The sequence below is a fragment of the Hymenobacter sp. BRD128 genome (assembly GCF_013256625.1).
In the GTDB taxonomy this organism is placed as follows: Bacteria; Bacteroidota; Bacteroidia; order Cytophagales; family Hymenobacteraceae; genus Hymenobacter.
This window is the reverse complement of the sequence record NZ_CP053908.1, coordinates 2,970,842-2,990,932: the sequence shown is the minus strand read 5'-3', so window position 1 is coordinate 2,990,932 and position 20,091 is coordinate 2,970,842. Positions and strand designations below refer to the sequence as shown.

16 protein-coding genes are annotated in these 20,091 nt (G+C 56.5%); all 16 read left to right on the top strand.

All coding sequences use genetic code 11. From position 1 onward, the window contains the following. Positions 1-73 precede the first annotated feature (73 nt). The 16 genes from GKZ68_RS13245 (at position 74) to GKZ68_RS13170 (ending at position 20,020) form a co-directional block, all read left to right on the top strand. A complete protein-coding gene (locus tag GKZ68_RS13245) occupies positions 74-3,142 on the top strand; it encodes a TAT-variant-translocated molybdopterin oxidoreductase (RefSeq protein ID WP_173115570.1) in 3,069 nt (1,022 codons plus the stop codon). Between the two features lie 50 nt (positions 3,143-3,192). Further along, positions 3,193-4,671, top strand: coding sequence for an NrfD/PsrC family molybdoenzyme membrane anchor subunit (gene nrfD, locus GKZ68_RS13240; RefSeq protein ID WP_173115568.1), 1,479 nt, complete (start codon positions 3,193-3,195; stop codon positions 4,669-4,671). Beyond that, entirely contained in the window at positions 4,664-5,260 is a 597-nt protein-coding gene (locus GKZ68_RS13235) for a DUF3341 domain-containing protein (RefSeq protein WP_173115565.1), read from the top strand. The genes nrfD and GKZ68_RS13235 overlap by 8 nt, the downstream gene beginning before the upstream one ends. Then, the gene (locus tag GKZ68_RS13230; RefSeq protein WP_254243990.1) at positions 5,260-6,015 is read left to right on the top strand and encodes a cytochrome c; all 756 of its coding nucleotides are present in this window, start codon (positions 5,260-5,262) and stop codon (positions 6,013-6,015) included. Before GKZ68_RS13235 ends, GKZ68_RS13230 begins: the two co-directional genes overlap by 1 nt. Before the next feature lie 7 nt (positions 6,016-6,022). Continuing rightward, the gene (locus GKZ68_RS13225; protein WP_254243989.1) at positions 6,023-7,330 is read left to right on the top strand and encodes a quinol:cytochrome C oxidoreductase; all 1,308 of its coding nucleotides are present in this window, start codon (positions 6,023-6,025) and stop codon (positions 7,328-7,330) included. Between the two features lie 90 nt (positions 7,331-7,420). After that, a complete protein-coding gene (locus GKZ68_RS13220) occupies positions 7,421-8,518 on the top strand; it encodes a cytochrome c oxidase subunit II (RefSeq protein WP_173115562.1) in 1,098 nt (365 codons plus the stop codon). 32 nt (positions 8,519-8,550) lie between these two features. After that, entirely contained in the window at positions 8,551-10,416 is a 1,866-nt protein-coding gene (locus GKZ68_RS13215) for a cbb3-type cytochrome c oxidase subunit I (protein WP_173115560.1), read from the top strand. Positions 10,417-10,597: 181 nt separating this feature from the next. Continuing rightward, positions 10,598-11,686 (top strand): heme A synthase, encoded by a 1,089-nt coding sequence (locus GKZ68_RS13210; RefSeq protein WP_254243988.1) that lies wholly within the window; start codon positions 10,598-10,600, stop codon positions 11,684-11,686. A 55-nt stretch (positions 11,687-11,741) separates the two neighbouring features. Next, entirely contained in the window at positions 11,742-12,593 is an 852-nt protein-coding gene (gene cyoE / locus GKZ68_RS13205) for a heme o synthase (RefSeq protein ID WP_173115556.1), read from the top strand. A gap of 95 nt (positions 12,594-12,688) precedes the next feature. Beyond that, the gene (locus tag GKZ68_RS13200) at positions 12,689-13,279 is read left to right on the top strand and encodes a cytochrome c oxidase subunit 3 (protein ID WP_173115554.1); all 591 of its coding nucleotides are present in this window, start codon (positions 12,689-12,691) and stop codon (positions 13,277-13,279) included. A 44-nt stretch (positions 13,280-13,323) separates the two neighbouring features. Beyond that, on the top strand, positions 13,324-14,100 hold the full coding sequence (locus tag GKZ68_RS13195) for a cytochrome c oxidase subunit 3 (protein ID WP_173115552.1): 777 nt from the start codon (positions 13,324-13,326) through the stop codon (positions 14,098-14,100). A 74-nt stretch (positions 14,101-14,174) separates the two neighbouring features. After that, a complete protein-coding gene (locus GKZ68_RS13190) occupies positions 14,175-14,531 on the top strand; it encodes a cytochrome C oxidase subunit IV family protein (protein ID WP_173115550.1) in 357 nt (118 codons plus the stop codon). Between the two features lie 8 nt (positions 14,532-14,539). After that, the gene (locus GKZ68_RS13185; RefSeq protein ID WP_173115548.1) at positions 14,540-15,232 is read left to right on the top strand and encodes a hypothetical protein; all 693 of its coding nucleotides are present in this window, start codon (positions 14,540-14,542) and stop codon (positions 15,230-15,232) included. Continuing rightward, complete coding sequence (locus GKZ68_RS13180; protein ID WP_173115546.1) at positions 15,216-15,797, top strand: DUF420 domain-containing protein; 582 nt, start codon at positions 15,216-15,218, stop codon at positions 15,795-15,797. Before GKZ68_RS13185 ends, GKZ68_RS13180 begins: the two co-directional genes overlap by 17 nt. 35 nt (positions 15,798-15,832) lie before the next feature. Further along, entirely contained in the window at positions 15,833-16,078 is a 246-nt protein-coding gene (locus GKZ68_RS13175; RefSeq protein ID WP_173115544.1) for a hypothetical protein, read from the top strand. 162 nt (positions 16,079-16,240) lie between these two features. After that, positions 16,241-20,020, top strand: coding sequence for a HAMP domain-containing sensor histidine kinase (locus GKZ68_RS13170; protein WP_173115542.1), 3,780 nt, complete (start codon positions 16,241-16,243; stop codon positions 20,018-20,020). Positions 20,021-20,091 lie beyond the last annotated feature (71 nt).

The window sequence follows — 20,091 nt, the reverse complement described above, 5'->3', positions numbered from 1 at the left end:
GCCGGGCGCGGCTAGCCCCTCGCGGCAGCCGCCCCGGCCCTTGCCTCACTGCGAATGTCTCACACCTGATAAAATGAAATACTGGAAGGGAATTGAAGAGCTGGATAACTCACCGGAGTTCGCGAAGAACGCCTTCGCCGAGTTTCCCGACTTTTTGCCGGTAAAAGAAGGGCGTGCTGGTAGCCCCGACGACTCGTCGGTAGCGCCGCGCCGCGACTTCTTGAAGCTTATGGGTTTTGGCGTAGCCGCTGCTACCCTAGCCGCCTGCGAAACGCCGGTGCACAAGGCAATCCCTTACCTCAACAAGCCGGAAGAAATCGACCCCACGATTTCCAACTTCTACGCTTCCACTTATTTCACTGGTTCGGACTACAATGCCGTACTAGTGAAAAACCGCGATGGCCGGCCGATTAAGCTGGAAGGCAACCCCGAGTCGCCCGTTACGCGCGGTGGCCTTTCGGCCCGCGCCCAGGCAGCCGTGCTCAATCTTTACGATGGTGCTCGCCTACAGCACTTTATGGCGAAGGGCAAGCAGGTGGACTTCGATGAGTTAGACCGCGCTGTGCGCGCCGGCCTAGCCAGCGGCAACGGCAAAACAGTTTTGGTTTCGCCCACCATTATCAGCCCCAGCACCAAGCGGGCCATCGCGGCCCTAGCCGGCCGCGCTCATAATTTTGAGCACGTCATGTACGACGTGAACTCGGCTTCGGGCTTGCTGCAAGCCAACGGTGGTGTATTGCCGGCTTATGATTTCAGCCGCGCCAACGTTATTGTGAGCCTCGGGGCTGACTTTTTGGGTACCTGGATTTCGCCGGTTGAGTATTCGCGCCAGTACGTGACCAACCGGAAGGTGAGCACCGATAAGCGCACTATGTCGCGCCATTTCCAATTCGAGACGGCCCTGTCGCTCACCGGCTCCAACGCCGATGTGCGCGTACCGGTGAAGCCCTCGGAAATGGGAGCCGCGGCGCTAGCCCTCTACAATGCAGTAGCTGGCGGCGGCTCAACGGCTGGCCTTTCGGCCGCTGCGCAGAAGCAAGTGGCTCAGGCTGCGAAAGAGTTGCAGGCTAACCGTGGAGCCTCGCTGGTAGTAGCAGGCTCGAACGACCCGGCTATTCAGACGGTAGTTGCTGCCCTCAATCAGTCGCTGGGCAATGTGGGTACAACGCTGAATCTCACATCGCCGTCGTTTGTCCGCCAAGGCGAAGATGCCCGCATGACGCAGTTCATCAGCGACCTGAAGAGCGGTGCTGTAGGAACAGTGATTTTTTACCACGCTAACCCCGTTTTCAACCACCCACGCGGTGCCGAAATCGAAGAAGCGCTGAAAAATAATAAGGCTGCGCTAACCGTTTCGCTCAACGACCGCCTTGATGAAACCGGCTCACTTTGTCAATACCAGGCGCCCGACCACCACTGGCTGGAGTCGTGGAACGACTACGAACCCAAGCGCGGCTCGCTGAGCCTAGCGCAGCCGGCTATTACGCCACTCTTCAAAACTCGTCAGGCCCAGGAGACCTTCCTGCGCTGGGCCGGCTCGAACGAGTCGTACTACAACTTCTTGAAAGACGGCTGGCGCACGGTACTGGGAGCTAACAATGGCTTCCAGGCCGCCTGGGACAAAGTTGTTCATGACGGTGTAGCCACTGGCTCAGCATTGACTACCACTGCTTTCGGCACTCCGGCGCTCAGCATTGCGGATGCCACCGGCCGCCTGGGTGGCGGTGCCAAAGCGGGTATTGAAGCGGTACTGTATGAGAAAGTTGGTATTGGTGAGGGTGGGGTAGAGGCTAATAATCCCTTCCTGCACGAGCTGCCCGACCCCATCTCGAAAGCTACCTGGGGCAACTACGTAGCCGTGCCACGCAAGATGGCTGAAGAGCAGAAGTGGCAGCAAGGCGACGTACTAAAAGTGACTGCTGGTGGCAAAAGCATCGAGGTTCCGGTGCTCGTGCAGCCCGGCCAGGCCGATGGCACGGTAAGTATCGCTGTTGGCTACGGCCGCACCAAAGCCGGTAAAGTAGGTGACACGGTAGGCGCCAATGCTTTCCCGCTAGCTCAGTCTACTCCCAACGGGGTGCTGTACTATAATACCGTTACGCTGGAGAAAACGGGGGCTACGAGCCCCATCGCCCAGACCCAGACGCACCACACTATCATGGACCGCCATGAGGTAGTGCAGGAAAATACCTTAGCCAAGTACCGCGAAAACCCCAAAGAGGTAACGGAGTACGAGCGCATTGCTACGCCCGAGGGCCTGGAGAAGCCCAACAAGGTTTCGCTGTGGCAGGACTACCAGTACAATGACCACCACTGGGGTATGGCCATCGACCTCAACTCGTGCATCGGCTGCGGCTCGTGCGTGATTGGGTGCCAGACTGAGAACAACATTGCCGTAGTGGGTAAGCAGCAGGTTATCAACCGCCGCGAGATGCATTGGATGCGCATCGACCGCTACTATAGCTCGGACCACCACGAGGACGAGTTTGAGAAAGAAGGTAAGCTGAAAACCTACAAAGCAATGGAAGACCCTTCGGACAATCCGCAGGTGATTTTCCAGCCCATGATGTGCCAGCACTGCAACCACGCGCCCTGCGAAACAGTGTGCCCCGTGCTAGCTACTACCCATAGCTCGGAAGGTCTGAACCAGATGACCTACAACCGTTGCGTAGGTACCCGCTACTGCGCCAACAACTGCCCGTATAAAGTGCGTCGCTTCAACTGGTTCTCGTACTACTCCAACGAGAAGTTTGAGGATGTAAACGGCCACATGTTCACCGACCTCGGCCGCATGGTGCTGAATCCTGACGTAACGGTGCGGGCCCGCGGTGTAATGGAGAAGTGCTCGATGTGCGTGCAGCGTATTCAGCTCGGCAAGCTCGAAGCCAAGAAGCAGAAGCGTCGCCCGAAAGATGGCGAAATCGTAACTGCCTGCGCTCAGTCGTGCCCCACCGAGGCTATCCTCTTTGGCGACATGCGCGACCCGGCTAGCCGCATCAGCCAGCTGCTGCGTCGCGAAGACGGCGAGCGGGCTTTCCACGTGCTCGATTCCATCAACGTGCAGCCCAACATTACGTACCTGACCAAAATCCGCAACGGCGCGGCCGAGTTCTTCCCGGCCGAAGAGAAAGAAAACGCCTAAGCTGCCAATTGCCCGCTAAGTAAGAGTTAAGTCACTAATATTCATTCACTATGCAGTACGTATCACCAGTACGTGAACCGCTCGTAACGAGTGGTAAGACGTACCACGATGTCACGCAGGATATCTGCTATCAGGTAGAAGCTGCGCCAAACATCCGCTGGATGGGTGCCCTGGGCGTAGCGCTCATTGGCCTAGCGATATTCTTCTACTCGGTATACCGCACGTTGTGGTACGGCATCGGCGAGTGGGGTCTCAATAAAACCATCGGCTGGGCCTGGGACATCACCAACTTCGTGTGGTGGGTAGGTATCGGCCACGCCGGCACGCTGATTTCGGCCGTACTGCTGCTGTTCCGTCAGAAGTGGCGGTCGTCCATCAACCGCGCGGCGGAAGCCATGACGATTTTCGCCGTAATCTGCGCTGCCATGTTCCCAGTGCTGCACATGGGCCGTCCGTGGCTAGCCTTTTACGTATTCCCGCTACAAAACACGCTGGGTTCGCTCTGGGCTAACTTTAACTCGCCGCTGCTGTGGGACGTGTTCGCCATCTCCACTTACTTCACGGTATCGCTGGTATTCTGGTACACGGGCCTGGTGCCCGACTTCGCTACCATCCGCGACCGTGCGAAGGGCAAAATCGCTAAAGTGAGCTACTCGCTGCTCAGCATGGGCTGGACGGGTTCGGCCAAGCACTGGTCGCGCTACGAAACAGTATCATTGATTCTGGCTGGTGTTTCGACCCCGCTGGTGCTTTCAGTGCATACCATCGTATCGATGGACTTTGCTACCTCGGTGGTGCCGGGTTGGCACACTACCATCTTTCCGCCCTATTTCGTGGCTGGCGCTATCTTCTCGGGCTTCGCCATGGTACTGACGCTGATGCTCATTACCCGCGTGGTGTTCAAGCTAGAAGACTACATCACCCTCGAACACATCGCCCTCATGAACAAAATCATGATGGTTACGGGCTCTATTGTGGGCGTAGCTTACATTACCGAGTTCTTCATCGCCTGGTACTCGCAGGTTGAATATGAAAGTTACTGCTTTATTAACCGCGCGACCGGTCCCTACTGGTGGGCTTACCTAAGCATGATGAGCTGCAACGTGCTCTCGCCGCAGTTTGTATGGATTCGTCGTATCCGCTACAGCATCACCATGACGTTCATTTTGTCCATCATTGTGAATATCGGGATGTGGTTCGAGCGCTTCGTAATTATTGTGTCATCGCTGCACCGCGATTACCTGCCTTCTTCGTGGGCAATGTTCTCCCCAACCCGCATTGACGTAGGGGTGTACGTGGGTACTATCGGCCTGTTCTTCACGCTATTCCTGCTCTTTGCCAAATTTTTCCCGGTAATCAACATGGCTGAAGTAAAGACCATCCTGAAGTACACGGTGAACGATGGCCCGACTTACGGCGGTAGTAATGATGGCAGCCGCACTCCCGGTCATCATGCCTCGCCTGCTCCTTATTCTACGCCCGGCGTACCGGCTTCGGCACCCGTAAACTACGATAAGCAAAATGACTAGCCCTGCCGTTACCGCCGCCGCGCCGGTGACTACTGCGCACACCGCTTCGGCCACGCACAGCTCGACCAAGCGCTTTGCCCTCGGCATCTTCGATGATGAAGATGTACTGCTCCACGCCATCGATAACATTCGGGGTGCTGGCGTAAAGATTTACGATGTGTTTTCGCCTTATCCTGTACACGGCATTGACGATGCGCTGGGTATCGAGCGCTCGCGCTTGCCGATTGCCGCCTTCTTTTACGGCATGTGCGGGCTAGCCTTCGCACTCTGGCTTCAGATTTATACCCTGGGCTTCGACTGGCCGATGATTATCGGTGGCAAGCCCGCTATCGCGCTACCTGCTTTCATCCCGGTTAGCTTCGAATTGACGGTATTCTTTACCTGCCACGGTATGGTAATTACTTTCTATACTATTTCCAAACTGTACCCCCGCTTCAAAACGCCGGTGCTGGATGTACGCTCGACCGACGATAAGTTTGTCGTGGCCATCGAACTAGATGAGAACAGCTCCCAAATGCCTAAGTTGACCCAGTTGCTCCGCGAAAACGGGGCTAGCGAAGTCAATCAAAAGGAAATGACCAAATTCTAATGATGTCGCCTTCCCTCAAATACGGGCTGTCCGCGGCCTCGCTAGCCCTGAGCCTTGGCGTGGCATCGTGCTCACCCGACCCCAACAGCCCTGGCGTAGAATATGCGCCGGAAATGTACGAGTCGATTCCTTACGAGCCGCTGCGCCAAATCAGCTTCAACAAAATTAATTCGTTTGGTATCAATCAGCGCACTCCGGCGGCTGGTACAGTACCGCGTGGCAAGCTGGCCTATTTCGACCACATCCCCAAGGATAGTGTCGGCATTGCCGAGCGTACGCTGCGCAATCCCTACGCCTACACTAAGGCTAATATCGAAGAAGGCCAAGTGTTATTCTCGCGCTATTGCCAGCACTGCCACGGTGAAAAAGGCGATGGCCAGGGGCCAGTTGGTATGAAGTATAAAGGTGTACCTAACTACTCGACCGGCGCCTATAAAACGATGAACGATGGTCACATCTACCACGTCATCGAATGGGGTAAAAACCGCATGATGCCGCACGGCTCGCAGGTAAACCCCGAGGAACGTTGGAAAATTGCGATGTACGTGCACGTACTGCAACTAAACAACGACCCGGCTGACCTTTCGAAGATTATAAAAGTTAATGCTCCTGTTGAAGCTACCAGCGCTTCGGAGGGTAACGCCTCGGCTATGACTGATGGCACCAACCAACAAGCCGAAGGCAAGGCTAACTCGCGTACCGGCTCTGCAACGCCCGGCCAGGGCACTAAAGGCCGTAATGGCAAGATGAACTAACTGACCTATGGCAACTCTGACTCATCATCACGAACCCGCCGCCGTTGAGCAGCTAGTACATAGTCCCAAGGCTCAGCGGACATTTATGACCCTTATCGGTGCTGGGGTACTGATATTGATAATTGGCATTATAGCTGCCCTCATGCACTGGGGCGAACATCATGAGGTGGCTACCCAAGTGCATGCCGCTCACGATGCCGACGCTCATGAAGGCCACTCCGTATTAGTACGACGCATTATTGTAAGCCTTTGGCACAGTAACGTGTTTTTCATTGGGGTTTCGGTGGTTGGTACGGTGTTTATGGCCATTCAATACGTGGCCTACGCCGGTTGGTCAGTTGTAGTAAAGCGTATCAACGAAGCCCTTAGCGCTTGGCTCATTCCTGGTGGTGTATTGCTGGTTGTCCTCTTCGTTATTGGCCGCCACGATATCTTCCACTGGACGCATGATGGCATCATGACCAAAGGCTCGGCCAACTACGACAAGATTGTTGCTGGCAAGTCGGGCTTTCTCACGTTCGGTTTCTACCTCGTGCGGATGATTTCCTACTTGGTTATCTGGGCCGTGTTCTCCTGGCGTCTGCGTCAGCTATCGCTAGCTGAAGACCTAAATGGCGGTACGAGCTACTTCCACTCTAGTATTACTACAGCGGCGCTCTTCTTGGTTCTTTTCGCCGTTACCTCTTCGATGTCGGCTTGGGACTGGGTTATGTCGGTCGATGTACATTGGTTCAGTACTATGTTCGGCTGGTATGTATTCGCCTCGTGGTGGGTATCGGGCATTGCCGCTACTACGCTGATTGCCATCTTTCTGAAGCAAGCCGGCTACCTGCGTTTTATGAATGCTAACCACTTCCACGACCTGGGTAAACTGATGTTTGGCTTTAGCATTTTCTGGACTTACGTGTGGTTTGCACAGTTTATGCTGATTTGGTATGCCAACCTTCCTGAAGAGGCAGTGTATTTCAACCAGCGGTTAGGGGGCTTCGAAGGACGCTATACGTGGATGTTCTACGCTAACCTCGTTGTCAACTTTGCCTTCCCCTTCCTGGCGCTGATGACCCGCGATGCCAAGCGGCAAATGATTATTATGAAAATCGTTTGCATCGCTATCCTCGTTGGCCACTGGTCCGACTTTTATTTAATGATAATGCCGGGCACTATGAAGGGCGATAACGGGTTTCTAATTGAAATTGGTATCGCGCTGATTTTCTTGGGTGCCTTCCTGATTCTGGTGACTCGTCGCTTGGCCGAGGCCTCACTGGTTCCGGTCAATCACCCCTTCGTTGAAGAAAGCGTTCACCACACCACCTAATTCAAGAGCTTAGATTTTTAGAACTTAGGGCTAGGCAAGCGGTTGCTTACCAGCGCTAGGCTCTAAGTTCAGAATTCTACCTTCTATCCAATGACTTCTTTAACTATTCTGCTAGTTCTGGTGCTACTGCTGGTCGTATTTGGCCTGCTGTTCCGCCTCCAGATACTAACGGCTATTTTCTCTGGCTCCTACGTGCGGCAAATTGGCACTAGCAACCGTGTTAATGCGATATTGATGCTCGTGTTCATGGTGTTTGGTGGAGCAGCTTTCTTTTGGTCATTTGCTGATAATTTCAGCAAGATGAACCCGCCTATTGCCTCCATTCACGGCCACGCTATGGAGCGCATGTTTTGGACGACAATGACCGTTATCGGTATTGCTTTCGTTATCACCCAAGCGCTGCTGTTTATTTATTCTTATAAGTATCAGCATAAAGAAGGCCGTCGGGCTTACTTCTTCTCGCATAACAATAAGATTGAGGTCATCTGGACGATTATCCCGGCTATCGTGATGGCCGCGTTGATTTTCGCTGGTTGGAAAGCTTGGACGCGTATCACCGGTCCCGCTCCTAAAGACGCTATTGTACTTGAGGTTATGGGCAAGCAGTTCAACTGGCTTGTGCGTTACCCTGGCCGCGATATGAAGTTGGGGGTTGTGAACTACCGCCTCATTGATGCTTCCAACGAGTTTGGTTTTGACCTGAGTGACAAAGCCTCGATGGACGATTTTACGGCCTCGGAAATTCACGTACCAAAGGGGCACCCAGTGCTTATCAAGATTCGCTCACGCGACGTATTGCACGCCGTATATATGCCCCACTTTCGCGTGCAGATGTATGCAGTACCTGGGATGCCGACCCGCTTCTGGTTTACGCCTACCACCACGACTGACGAGATGCGTGCTAAGCTAGGCAATCCTAAGTTCAACTACGAATTGGCCTGCAATCAGATATGCGGCAAAGGTCATTTCGCTATGAAGCTGAATATCGTGGTGGACGAACCGGATGATTACGTAGCATGGTTCGCAGCTCAGAGCCCCGTATCTAAAAACGCTGACCTTATGGCTTCTTACAAGCAGATGAGTCAGCAGACGGGTTTGGGCAAAGGTGGCAGCCAGGGTGCTAAAGCTGACGCAATCGAAGAAGCTGGCGAAACGCCTGCTCCTTTGGCTGCACAGGCTTCGATGTAAGAGTTAAATTTTCAGAAGTTTTATTCCGACTTATGGCTACTAATCTCCCGGTTTCCGCGCAGTCGCAGGGTGGGGTGGGTACCGCGCCGGTGCCCCACACCGAGCACGACGACCACTTGCACGACCACGAGCACCATGACCAGCATTGGCTGTGGAAATACGTTTTCAGCCAAGACCATAAAATGATTGCCCGGCAATTCCTCATTACGGGGATGTTTTGGGCTATCATTGGTGGGGTGCTGTCCAGCCTGTTCCGCTTACAGTTAGGCTGGCCCGAGGCTACCCTCGATTGGCTTCAGCCCTTGCTGGGAAAGTGGATTGAAGGTGGTAAACTAAATCCCGAATTCTACTTGGCCCTAGTAACAATGCACGGCACTATTATGGTGTTCTTCGTGCTTACAGCTGGCTTGTCAGGTACGTTCTCCAACTTTCTGATTCCGCTGCAAGTAGGTGCCCGCGATATGGCGTCGGGCTTTATGAATATGCTCTCGTACTGGTTCTTTTTCCTGTCGAGTGTTGTCATGTTCACCTCGTTGTTCTTGGAAACTGGCCCTGCCGCAGCTGGCTGGACAATTTACCCGCCCTTGAGCGCTCTGCCGCAAGCTATTCCCGGCTCGGGCACTGGCATGACGATGTGGCTGGTTAGCATGGTGTTCTTCATCGTGTCGCAGTTACTGGGAGGCGTGAACTACGTGACGACGGTTATCAACCTACGAACCCGTGGTATGAGTATGAGCAAGTTGCCGCTCACTATTTGGGCGTTCTTCCTCACGGCTATTCTGGGTATTCTATCTTTCCCAGTATTGTTCTCAGCAGCGTTGCTTCTAGTATTTGACCGCTCGTTCGGCACTTCGTTCTTCTTGTCGGATATCTATATCGCCGGCCAAGCCTTGCACAATCAGGGCGGCTCGCCCGTACTATTCCAACACTTGTTCTGGTTCCTGGGCCATCCTGAAGTATACATCGTAATTATGCCCGCAATGGGCATGGTGTCAGAAATTTTGGCTACTAATGCCCGTAAGCCAATTTTTGGTTACCGCGCCATGATTGGCTCGCTGATTGGTATTTCGCTGCTGTCGTTTGTGGTGTGGGCTCACCATATGTTCGTAACGGGCATGAACCCTTTCCTAGGTTCGGTCTTCATGTTCCTAACGTTGATTATCGCGGTGCCATCGGGTGTGAAGGTATTCAACTGGCTGGCTACTCTGTGGCGCGGTAATATCCGCTTCACGGCCGCCATGCTTTTTGCCATCGGCTTTGTATCGCTGTTCATCTCGGGTGGTCTGACGGGTATTATCCTGGGTAACGCTACCCTCGATATTCAGATGCACAATACGTACTTTGTAGTAGCTCACTTCCATTTGGTAATGGGTTCGTCGGCCTTCTTTGGTTTGTTTGCCGGGGTGTACCACTGGTTCCCTAAGATGTTCGGCCGCATGATGGATGAGAAGCTCGGCTATATTCACTTTTGGCTGACTTTTCTAGGTGTTTACTTGGTGTTCATGCCGATGCACTACGTAGGTATCGCTGGCTTCCCCCGCCGCTACTACTCGTGGACTGGTTTTGACGCCTTCTCACAGTTTGCTGACCTGAATAAGTTTATTTCGGTGGCTGCTATCCTAGCATTTTTCGCCCAGTTTATCTTCATTTTCAATTTCTTCTACAGCATTTTCCGCGGTCGCCGCGCTACGGAAAACCCCTGGAATTCAACCACATTGGAATGGACTACGCCCATCGAGCCCGGTCACGGCAACTGGCCCGGTGAGATTCCGGCCGTGTACCGCTGGCCCTACGACTACAGTAAGCCGGGCGCTGAAGCGGATTTCATTCCGCAAAACGTGCCCTACTCACAAACGCCTTCTTCTAACTTGCCTTACGAGCGCGAACTGGCCGAGTAGTTATTAAAAGTCACTTTGCCTGAACGGGCCGCCGCACCACGGCGGCCCGTTTTTTTTACTGATTACTAACGCAAATTCTACCGAAGTTGCTGGATTTTGTATTCGGCTTTAGGTGTTAACTCAAAAAATGGGCGTTATGCAAAAAGTTGGATTTGTAGGGCGTTTCCGCTTTTGGAGCGTTTTGACCGTAGCAAGTATTTACCTGTTGATTTTGGTTGGGGGCATCGTGCGGGCTACCGGCTCGGGCATGGGCTGTCCCGACTGGCCCAAGTGTTTCGGGCAATGGGTGCCGCCTACCGAGGCTAGCCAACTGCCCGCCAACTATAAGCAGGTATATACCGCGCAGCGCGTAGCTAAGAACCAAAAGCTGGCCCGCACGCTGGCTAGCCTGGGTTTCCGGCAGGTAGCAGGGGAAATATTCGCGCACCCCACGCAGTACATCGAAACCGATTTTAATGCCACTAAAACTTGGATTGAATACCTCAATCGACTCCTGGGGGCACTTATCGGCATCTTCGTTTTTGTGACGGCACTGGTGGCGTGGCCCTACTGGCGGCGCGACCGGCCGGTGTTCTGGCTGGCGGTGGCTAGCTGGCTGCTCACTGGCTTCCAAGGCTGGCTAGGGTCGCTGGTTGTCTCCACCAATTTGTTACCCGTGATGGTAACGATTCATATGGGCCTGGCGCTCCTCATTGTGGCGCTGCTGCTTTACGCCGCCCACCGGGCACGCTGGGCCAGAGTGGAGAACGAATTAAACCAACAACTGGAACTTGAAACCCTGGGCGGCCAGGACGACGAAGAAATAGCCACTGCTACTGGCCTGCGCTGGCTACTATGGCTAGCCCTGGCACTCACTTTTACTCAGATTATTATCGGCACGCAGGTGCGGGAGCAGATTGACCAGATTGCCTCGGCGGCGGGCTATGCGCAGCGCGACACCTGGGTTGACAAACTGGGTAGCGTATTTGAGGCGCACCGCACCCTATCGGCCCTAGTGGTACTGGCCAACGTGTATGTAGGCTACCAGGTGTGGCAGCTGGCGGTGCCGGTGCTGCGGCGGCTCGTGGTGGCCACCTGGGTGGTGCTGGGGCTGGAAATGGTAGCCGGCATCACGCTCGCCTATTTTGCGCTGCCGGCTTTTGTGCAGCCCATACACCTCACGCTGGCTACGCTGCTTTTTGGCACGCAGTTTTTGACGCTGCTAGCCTTGCGGCGGTTGGCTCGGCTAGGAGCGTTGCCGGCTACCCCAATGCTGCAAGCAGCCCAATAATACTCGCGCTAGCCCCGGTCGGGCGTACCTTTGCGGCAGCAATTCTCCCAGGTTAATGACGAAGGCCCGCGCCTATTTTCAGCTGCTCAAGTTCCGGCTTTCCTTCACGGTGGCATTTTCCAGCGCGCTGGGTTACCTGCTGGGCTTGGCCGCGCCGAACTGGGGCAAGGCGCTACTAGTGCTGCTAGGGGGCCTGCTCGTCACCGGGGCAGCCAACATCATCAACCAGGTTTTCGAGAAAGACCTCGACAAGCTGATGAAGCGCACCGAGAACCGGCCCTTGCCCACCGGTCGCATCTCACCTGGTGAAGCTTGGATATTCTGCGTGTTGCTGGCAGTAGCAGGATTAGCCTTGCTAGCCTATTACTTCAACCCGCTGACGGCGGCCTTGTCGTTGCTCTCGCTCATTCTCTACGGCTTCATTTACACGCCCCTCAAGACCGTTTCGCCGGTGTGCGTGGCGGTGGGCGCCATTCCGGGCGGGCTGCCGCCGCTCATTGGCTGGGTAGCGGCCACGGGTCATTTGGGCGAGGCGGCGTGGGTGCTGTTTGGTATTCAGTTTATGTGGCAGTTTCCGCACTTCTGGGCCATTGCCTGGGTGGCCGACGACGACTACAAGCGGGCCGGCTTTAAGATGCTACCCTCACCCGGCGAGCGCGACCTGCGCACGGCTTTCCAGATAATGACCTATACCGTGCTGCTCATCCCGGTGTCGCTGCTGCCGTTGGTGCTGGGCATCTCGGGGCGCGTGTCGGCGGGCGTGGCGCTGGTGTGCGGCGTGCTCTTCGTGCTGCTCACGGTGCGGCTCATGCGCACCCAGGACCGCAAGGCGGCGCTCAGTATCATGTTTGCCTCGTTTCTCTATTTGCCCATCGTACAAATCGCGCTGCTTTTAGACAAAGTTTGAGTAATAAATGGGCAGTTTGTTGTTGTCAATTACGAAGCTGCCAACGGACAACGGCCCTAGCTGACTACCGATACTAACCTGCTAACTTTTTCGATATGAATACTTCCGAAGCCGTTTTGGCCGACAAGGAGTTGGGCCTGGGCTGGCACCCCAAGCGCGTGCTGCTCGTGCTCTTGATTTTCAGCATCGTGATGATGTTTGCCGCCTTTACCAGCGGCTACATCGTGCGGCGCGACGAAGGCAACTGGCGCGAGTTCGACCTACCCATGAGCCTGCTGTTCAACTCCATTGTGATTGCCCTGAGCAGTGCGACGATGCAGTTTGCCTATTACTCGGCCAAGCACGATGAAATTAAGCGGGCTAACCTGAGCCTGTTGCTCACAATGGTGCTTGGCGTAGTGTTCCTGTTTGGGCAGGTGCACGCCTGGGGCGACCTCGTGGCGGGCCACACCTTCTTCGGCGGGGCCGATGCCAACCCTTCCGGCTCCTTCGTGTACGTATTGATGGGCGTGCATGCTTTCCACCTTATTACGGGCCTCATTTTCGTGGCCGTGGTTTTGAAGCGCAGCCTTAAGTATCAGGTACATTCGCGGGCAATGCTCTCGATTGGCAATGCCACGCTTTACTGGCACTTCCTTGGTGGGCTTTGGCTGTACCTGTATTTGTTCCTACTTTTGAACCACTAAACGGGATTTTGGCGTAAAGCCCGCCTGTCCATCTGTTGTCCGTTATGGCCCAATCTACCACTTTGCAGCCCCACGCTGCCCCCGCCGCCTACGCCGATGCCCCGCGCACCGGCACCTGGGACGGCGGCAACGAACCCTTCAAGGCGAGCTACGGCAAGCTGATGATGTGGTTTTTCCTGCTCTCGGATGCTTTCACCTTTGGCGCATTCCTGACTGCCTATGGCCTCATCCGCCACAAGCACGGCGTATTCAATGGCCAGGCCAAGGACTTCTTCTTTAGCACGGCGCATTGGCCCATTCCGGAGAAGGTATTCAACGCTTTCCCTGGCATGCACGGCACCGACTTGCCGCTAGCCTTCGTGGCGTTGATGACGATGATTCTCATCTTCAGCTCCGTGACGATGGTACTGGCCGTAGAAGCCGGCCACCGCATGGATAAGGCCGATGTGCAGAAATGGCTGCTCTGGACTATTCTCTTCGGCACCATGTTCCTCAGCAGCCAGGCCTGGGAGTGGAGCCACTTCATCGGCGGCCACGAAGAAGGCACGCGCATGGCTGATGGTACCATCTTCCACGGCGCCAACCTAGCGATGAATCAGTACGGTCCGCCGCTGTTCGGTGACCTGTTTTTCTTCATCACGGGCTTCCACGGAACCCACGTATTCTCGGGCGTTTGCCTACTGGTGTGGTGCTTTATCGCCACTACCAATGGCACCTTCGAAAAGCGCGGCCACTACGAGATGATTGAAAAAATCGGTCTCTACTGGCACTTCGTAGACTTGGTGTGGGTATTCGTCTTCACGTTCTTCTATCTCGTTTAATTCGTTGATTGTCGATTGTTTACTGGCTAGCTAAACCACTTACCATTCAACTACCAACAATCAGCAACTATTCTATGTCTTCTCACGCTGCCCCCGAACACGGCGCCTTCACCGGCGAAATCGCCAAGCCGAATACTGCTTGGATTTGGAAAACCTTCTGGATTCTGGTTATCATCACGGCGGCTGAGTTTGCCATCGCTTTCAGCATGACATCGCCGGGCTTACGCACTATCCGCAACTCCATCTTCATCGTGATGACGATTTTGAAGGCCTTTTTCATCGTCGGCGAGTTCATGCACCTCAAGCATGAAGTTAAAAGCCTTATCTGGACTATCCTGGTGCCCTCGGCGCTACTGGTATGGCTGGTAGTGGCCCTCGTTACCGAAGGCTCGTATGTGGGCGAGGTATTGTCGCATATGTTCAGCAGCTAGGGTAGAGGATGCGACCGCGCCAGACGATTCTGCTGGGCCTGCTGCTGCTGGTGCCGGTGCTGGCGTTCTTGTTTCTTTATGGCTTCGGCCGCAATCATTACGCGCTGCCAACCTACTTGCCCGAGCGGGCGGACTCCGTCCGCACCTCGGCGGGAGGGTGGCAGCGCGATACTGTTTTTCACCGGGTCCGGCCATTTCAGGTGCGGGCCGTGGGTGGTCGGCCGCTGGCTAGCCCTGAGCTTGGCAAAGGTCTATATTTAGTGCAGTTCTACGCGCCCAATGAAGTAGGTGCGGTTGCTACTCGCGCCTTTGCCCGCCTGCAAGAGCGCTTTCGGCCCGAGCCCCGCGTGAAACTGCTGACTTTGGTACCGAATGAGCCTAGCGAAGTAGCTACTGATGCGAAGCTCGAAAAACTTAGTGAGCAATACGGCACCATTACCGGGAAGTGGTTTTTTGGGGCGGCGCCGGTCGATACGTTGCGTCGGCTAGCCCAGTACGAATTCGGCCAAACGGCTTTGCGCCCCGAGCATTTTCCTTTCCGCCCGGCTACCGAGCCGGGGAACCTGCTGCCCGGCCGGTTGTTATTGGTAGACAATGCGCAGCACGTGCGCGGCTACTACGACGCTACCGATAAGTACGAGGTCGAGCGGCTCATCACCGAAATCAACGTTTTACTCTACACCTATGACGACCGCCACTGAGCAGCTGCACCCGCCCGTGCTGGAGCCGGGCGACTACACCAAGTACAAGATTATCCTGGGCACGCTGGGCGTTGTAGTGCCGCTGCTGGTGGCGGTACTGTTCTATTACAAGAATATCTTCCGCATTCAGGGGGCCGATGCGTACCTGCACGCGCTGCCTGCGGTAAATGCGGGGTTGAATTCGCTCACGGCAGTGGCACTGCTGGTAGGCTTTTATTTTATTCGGCAGAAAAATGTGCTGGCGCACCGCGCCGCGATGGGTACCGCGTTTGCCCTGGGAGGACTTTTTTTGATTTCCTACGTGGCTTATCACTCACAGGTGGCTAGCACGCACTTTGGCGGCACGGGGCTGGTGCGAGGCATCTACTTTCTACTGCTGCTGTCGCACATTAGCCTGGCGGCCGTGACGGTGGCGCTGGTGTTATTTACGCTGTATTTTGCCCTCACCGGGCAGTATACCAAGCACAAGCGCATTGCGCGCTGGACGTTTCCCATCTGGCTCTACGTGTCGATTACGGGCGTTATCGTGTATTTCATGATTGCGCCGTATTACCCGGCGGGCTAGGCTGAACATTCTGACTTACTGACCGTTTTGTATTTATGAAAAAGCTATTTTTAGGTTTGCTGCTCGTCCTGTTGACGCTGGCTGCCTTAGCGCCCGCCCAGGCCCAATGCGTGATGTGCAAAAGCCAGGTCGAAGCCGCCCGCGCCGAGCGCGACGACTACGACGTGGCTGGCCTCAACAAGGGCATCGTGTACATGATGACTGTGCCGTATATCCTGATGGGGGCCGTAGGTTTCTTCTGGTACCGGCGCACGCATCCCAAGCGCCCCACCGACCGCTAGGGCTAGGCGGCTTAGTTGAAATGAACCGTCGGCACTGTGCAGCGCACAGCGCCGACGGTTCTTGTATTTTCGGCTACTGGTCAAGGCTTATTTCAAGCCTAGCTTGCAGAAAGTTGGCCGGCGTGCTCGTTGTCGCGTGGCCTCATAGAGCAATTTGCTGTTTTGTCCGTTTTGCTAAATTCTCGTTTTTCAGTGGCTCGGCAGTGGCCAGTGGCTTTGTTGCTGCTGGCACTGCTAAGCTTTGGTGCGAGCTGGCTGGCCAATACCTACTGGCAGTTGCCCGGTACTAACCCTTTATATCCGAGCGCGGCGCGGCTCCAGAAACTAGTTAATCAAGCTGCCATTACGGCCGGCCGCGAAGCCAATCAGGTAGCCCTGGCCAGCCAGCCCCCGGCCGCTGCCAGCTTTCGGCAGCTGCTGACGCAGTGCGCTTACCCCACCTTCGTGGCTATCGACAGCCAGCTGGTGGCGTGGTCGGCATCGGGACCCGCGCCCACGGCCACCGAGCTGGCCGACACGGTTTCGGAGCGCCTATCGCAGACGGCAATGGGCGAGTTTCTGACCGTGCGGCGCCGGCGGGGGCACGTAGTAGTGCTGGCCTACGTGCCGCTAGCCCGCCGCTACGGCATCAGCAACCGGTATCTGCGCGAGGGGGCCGAGCCAACCCTGTTGCAAGGTATGGAAGTGCAGGTGCGCGCCACGCCCGTGCAGCCCGGTGAAACGCACGGCCTGGTGGCCGCCCTAGTCGATACGCAGGGGCGCTACCTGTTTTCGGTGGTGCAGCTGCCGGGCAATGCCCTTACGGGGCGCATTCTGCCGCTGCTGCTGCTAGTGCTGGGCATTGGGTTTTACACGGCGGGCTGGCTGGGGCTGGCTTACTACTGGTGGCAAAGCGGACACGTGGCCCTGGCCATCGTCGTGCTGGCCAGTACGCCGGTGGCTCTGCGGCTAGCCTTGCTTTACCTGGGCCTGCCGTATGCGTGGCTGGAAATTCCGCTCTTCGACCCGCGCATCTACGCCGTGTCGGGCTGGGCGCCTTCGCTGGGCGACTTGCTGCTCAATGGCTTGCTCGCCGCACTGCTGGCCGGGCTTTTGGTAATGGTGAGCCGGCACTACCAGCTGCCGGCGCGGGCGCAGCGCGCACCGGCCGGCAGCTGGGGGGTGCCCGCGCTACTGGGCTTGTTGCTCACCGTAGCCGCGCTGCACAGCTACTACAGTAGTGCGTTCAGCAACAACCAGCTTAGCCTCGACATTACGCAGAGCATGCAGGTGAGCGGTTTTCGGCTGGTGCTGTTGCTGGCGGTGCTGCTGCACACGGCCGCTTTCGCCGCTGGCTTTTACCTCTGGACCGAACTGCTGGCCCCCGACCTGCGCCGCCTGCCTAGGCGGCCGCTGCTGGTAGGGGGCACGCTTATCGCCCTGTTGCTGCTGGCCCAGGGCGTACTGCTGCACGAAAGCCTCCTGTTGCTACCGGGCATGACCGTTCTCTGCCTCTTGCTGATGCGCAGCGGCAAGCTGGAAAAGCGTGCCACGCAGGGCGGCCCGCGCTACCTGCTGCTCTTGCTATGGCTCAGCCTGGCATCGGCCGTCGGGGCAGTGGCGCTGTACGAGCAGTTTGAGCGGCAGCTGCTGCTGGATAAGCAGCGGCTAGCCAGTAATCTGCTGGTCGATAATGACTTGCAGGGAGAGTTTTTGCTTGGGCAACGATTGCGCCAGTTGGCGACCGACCCTATTATTATGCGCTTGCTCACGAGCACGCCAGCGCGCACCGAGGCCCTGCGGCGGCGCATCGAGCGTCAGTACTTGCGCACGTATTTCGACAAGTATGAGGAATCCATTGACCTCTTTGACCCTAGCGGCCGGCCCATTGGCGGCGAGGCCGATGATACGCTGACTTTCGACCAGACCCGTTTGCGGCTGTCGCGCACGGCCACGACCACCGACCAGGCTGGCGTATACCTACTGAAGTCAGACAACTCTTTTAGCTCGCGGCGCTACGTGGCGGTGATACCCATTACGCAGCCCGCGCCGGGCGGCATCGGGCCGCCCGCGCCGGCCGGTACCATTCTGCTCACGCTCAGCCTCAAGCAGCTGGCTAGCTACAGTGTACTTCCCGAGTTGTTAGTAGACCAGAAATTCTTCCAGCCGGGCCTGGCTACCGACCTCAGCTATGCCGGCTACGCCCAGGGCCGGCTCGTGTACAGTGAGGGAGATTTTGACTACGCTAATGACCTGCCGCGTCAATTGCTGCACGACCAGCGCCTTTTTACTAATGGGTTGATAATAAGTGATTTTCACCACCTGGCCATGCGCGATGCCAGTGGCCGGCGCGTGGTGGTGGTCACCACGAGCACGTACTCGCTGGCCGATTGGTTTTCTAATTTTTCCTTTCAGCTGCTGCTCAATATGTTGATGTGGCTGCTGGCGGGCGGTGCCTACCTGCTGGCGCGGCGCGGCGACCAGGGGCTACAACTCAATTTCAGCGCCCGCATTCAGCTGCTGCTCAACCTGGGCATTATTGTGCCGCTGCTGGTGGTGAGCGTGGCCACGGCTAGCCAGGTTATCTCGGGCTACCGCCGCGACCTGCGCCGCACCTACGAGCGCCGGGGGCACATTGCGCTCGAAAGCCTACTGCGCCGCCGCGACCAGCTCACCGACAGCACCGCCCGGCCGGTGCTCACGGCGCTGGCCCGCAACGTAGCCGCCCTCACCGAAACCGACCTTAACCTCTACGACGCCCACGGCCAGCTGCTGGTAAGCTCGCAGCCGCTCATCTTCGAGGCGGGCTTGCTGGGGCCGCTGCTCAACCCCCAGGCCGTGGTAGACCTGCGCGAGCGCGGCCTCAGCCGCACGCTGCTGACCGAGCAGGCCGGCTCGCTCTCGTTCAGCTCGCTCTACCTACCGGTGCGGGCCGCCAGTGCCGATGGTCCGGCTGGCCCCATTCAGGGCTACGTGGGCATCCCGTTTTTTGACTCGCAGAAAGAGCTGGACAACAAGCTGACCGAACTTTTTACCACGATTGTCAACATTTTTACGCTCATGTTTCTGGTGTTTCTGGGGCTAGCCGTGGTGGCCACGCGCCAGCTCACGGCGCCGCTCAAGCTTTTGACCCAGCGCCTGAAGCGTACCACCCTCACCGGCCAGAACGAGGTGCTCGACTACCGCAGCAACGACGACGAAATCGGGCTGCTCGTGAGCGAGTACAACGGCATGCTCGGGAAGCTGGAAGCGAGCAAGCGTGAGCTGGCCACCCAGGAAAAAGAAGCGGCCTGGCGCGAGATGGCCCGCCAAGTAGCCCACGAAATTAAAAATCCGCTCACGCCCATGAAGCTGAGCCTACAGTACTTACAAAAAGCTATTGCCGAGCATCGGCCCAATGCTGAGGCCCTGATTGGGCGCATTGCCGAAACGCTCATCACCCAGATTGACGTGCTGGCCGACATCGCCACCTCGTTCAGTACGTTTACCAACCTACCTACCATGCGCCCCGCGCGCCTCGATGTGGTGGCCGTGCTGCGGCACTGCGCCGACCTGTTTCGGCAAAACGACGGCGATGAACACGGCGCCTTGCACCTGCACTTGCCTGCCGACGGCACTTTCACCGTCTTTGCCGATGAAAGCCTGCTGGTGCGCACCTTTAACAATCTGCTGCTCAATGCCAAGCAGGCCGTGCCTCCCGGCCGCGCACCGCGCCAGGAAATCAGCCTGCAAGCCAGCGGGGCTGATAAGGTGCTCATTACCATTGCCGACAACGGCGCGGGCATTGCCGAGGAGGTACGCGACCATGTATTCCGGCCCAATTTCACTACCAAGGCTGGCGGCTCGGGTATTGGCCTAGCGGTGGCCCGGCGCGGCATTGAGAGCGCGGGCGGGCGCATCTGGTTTGAAAGCGAAGTAGACATCGGCACAACGTTCTTCATCGAGCTGCCGTTAGCAGGCTAAAGTGAGTTGAGCGAGCAAACTGCGTAGTTCACCTCGTCAAAACGAGTGTTCGGCTACCAAAAGCAGCTATT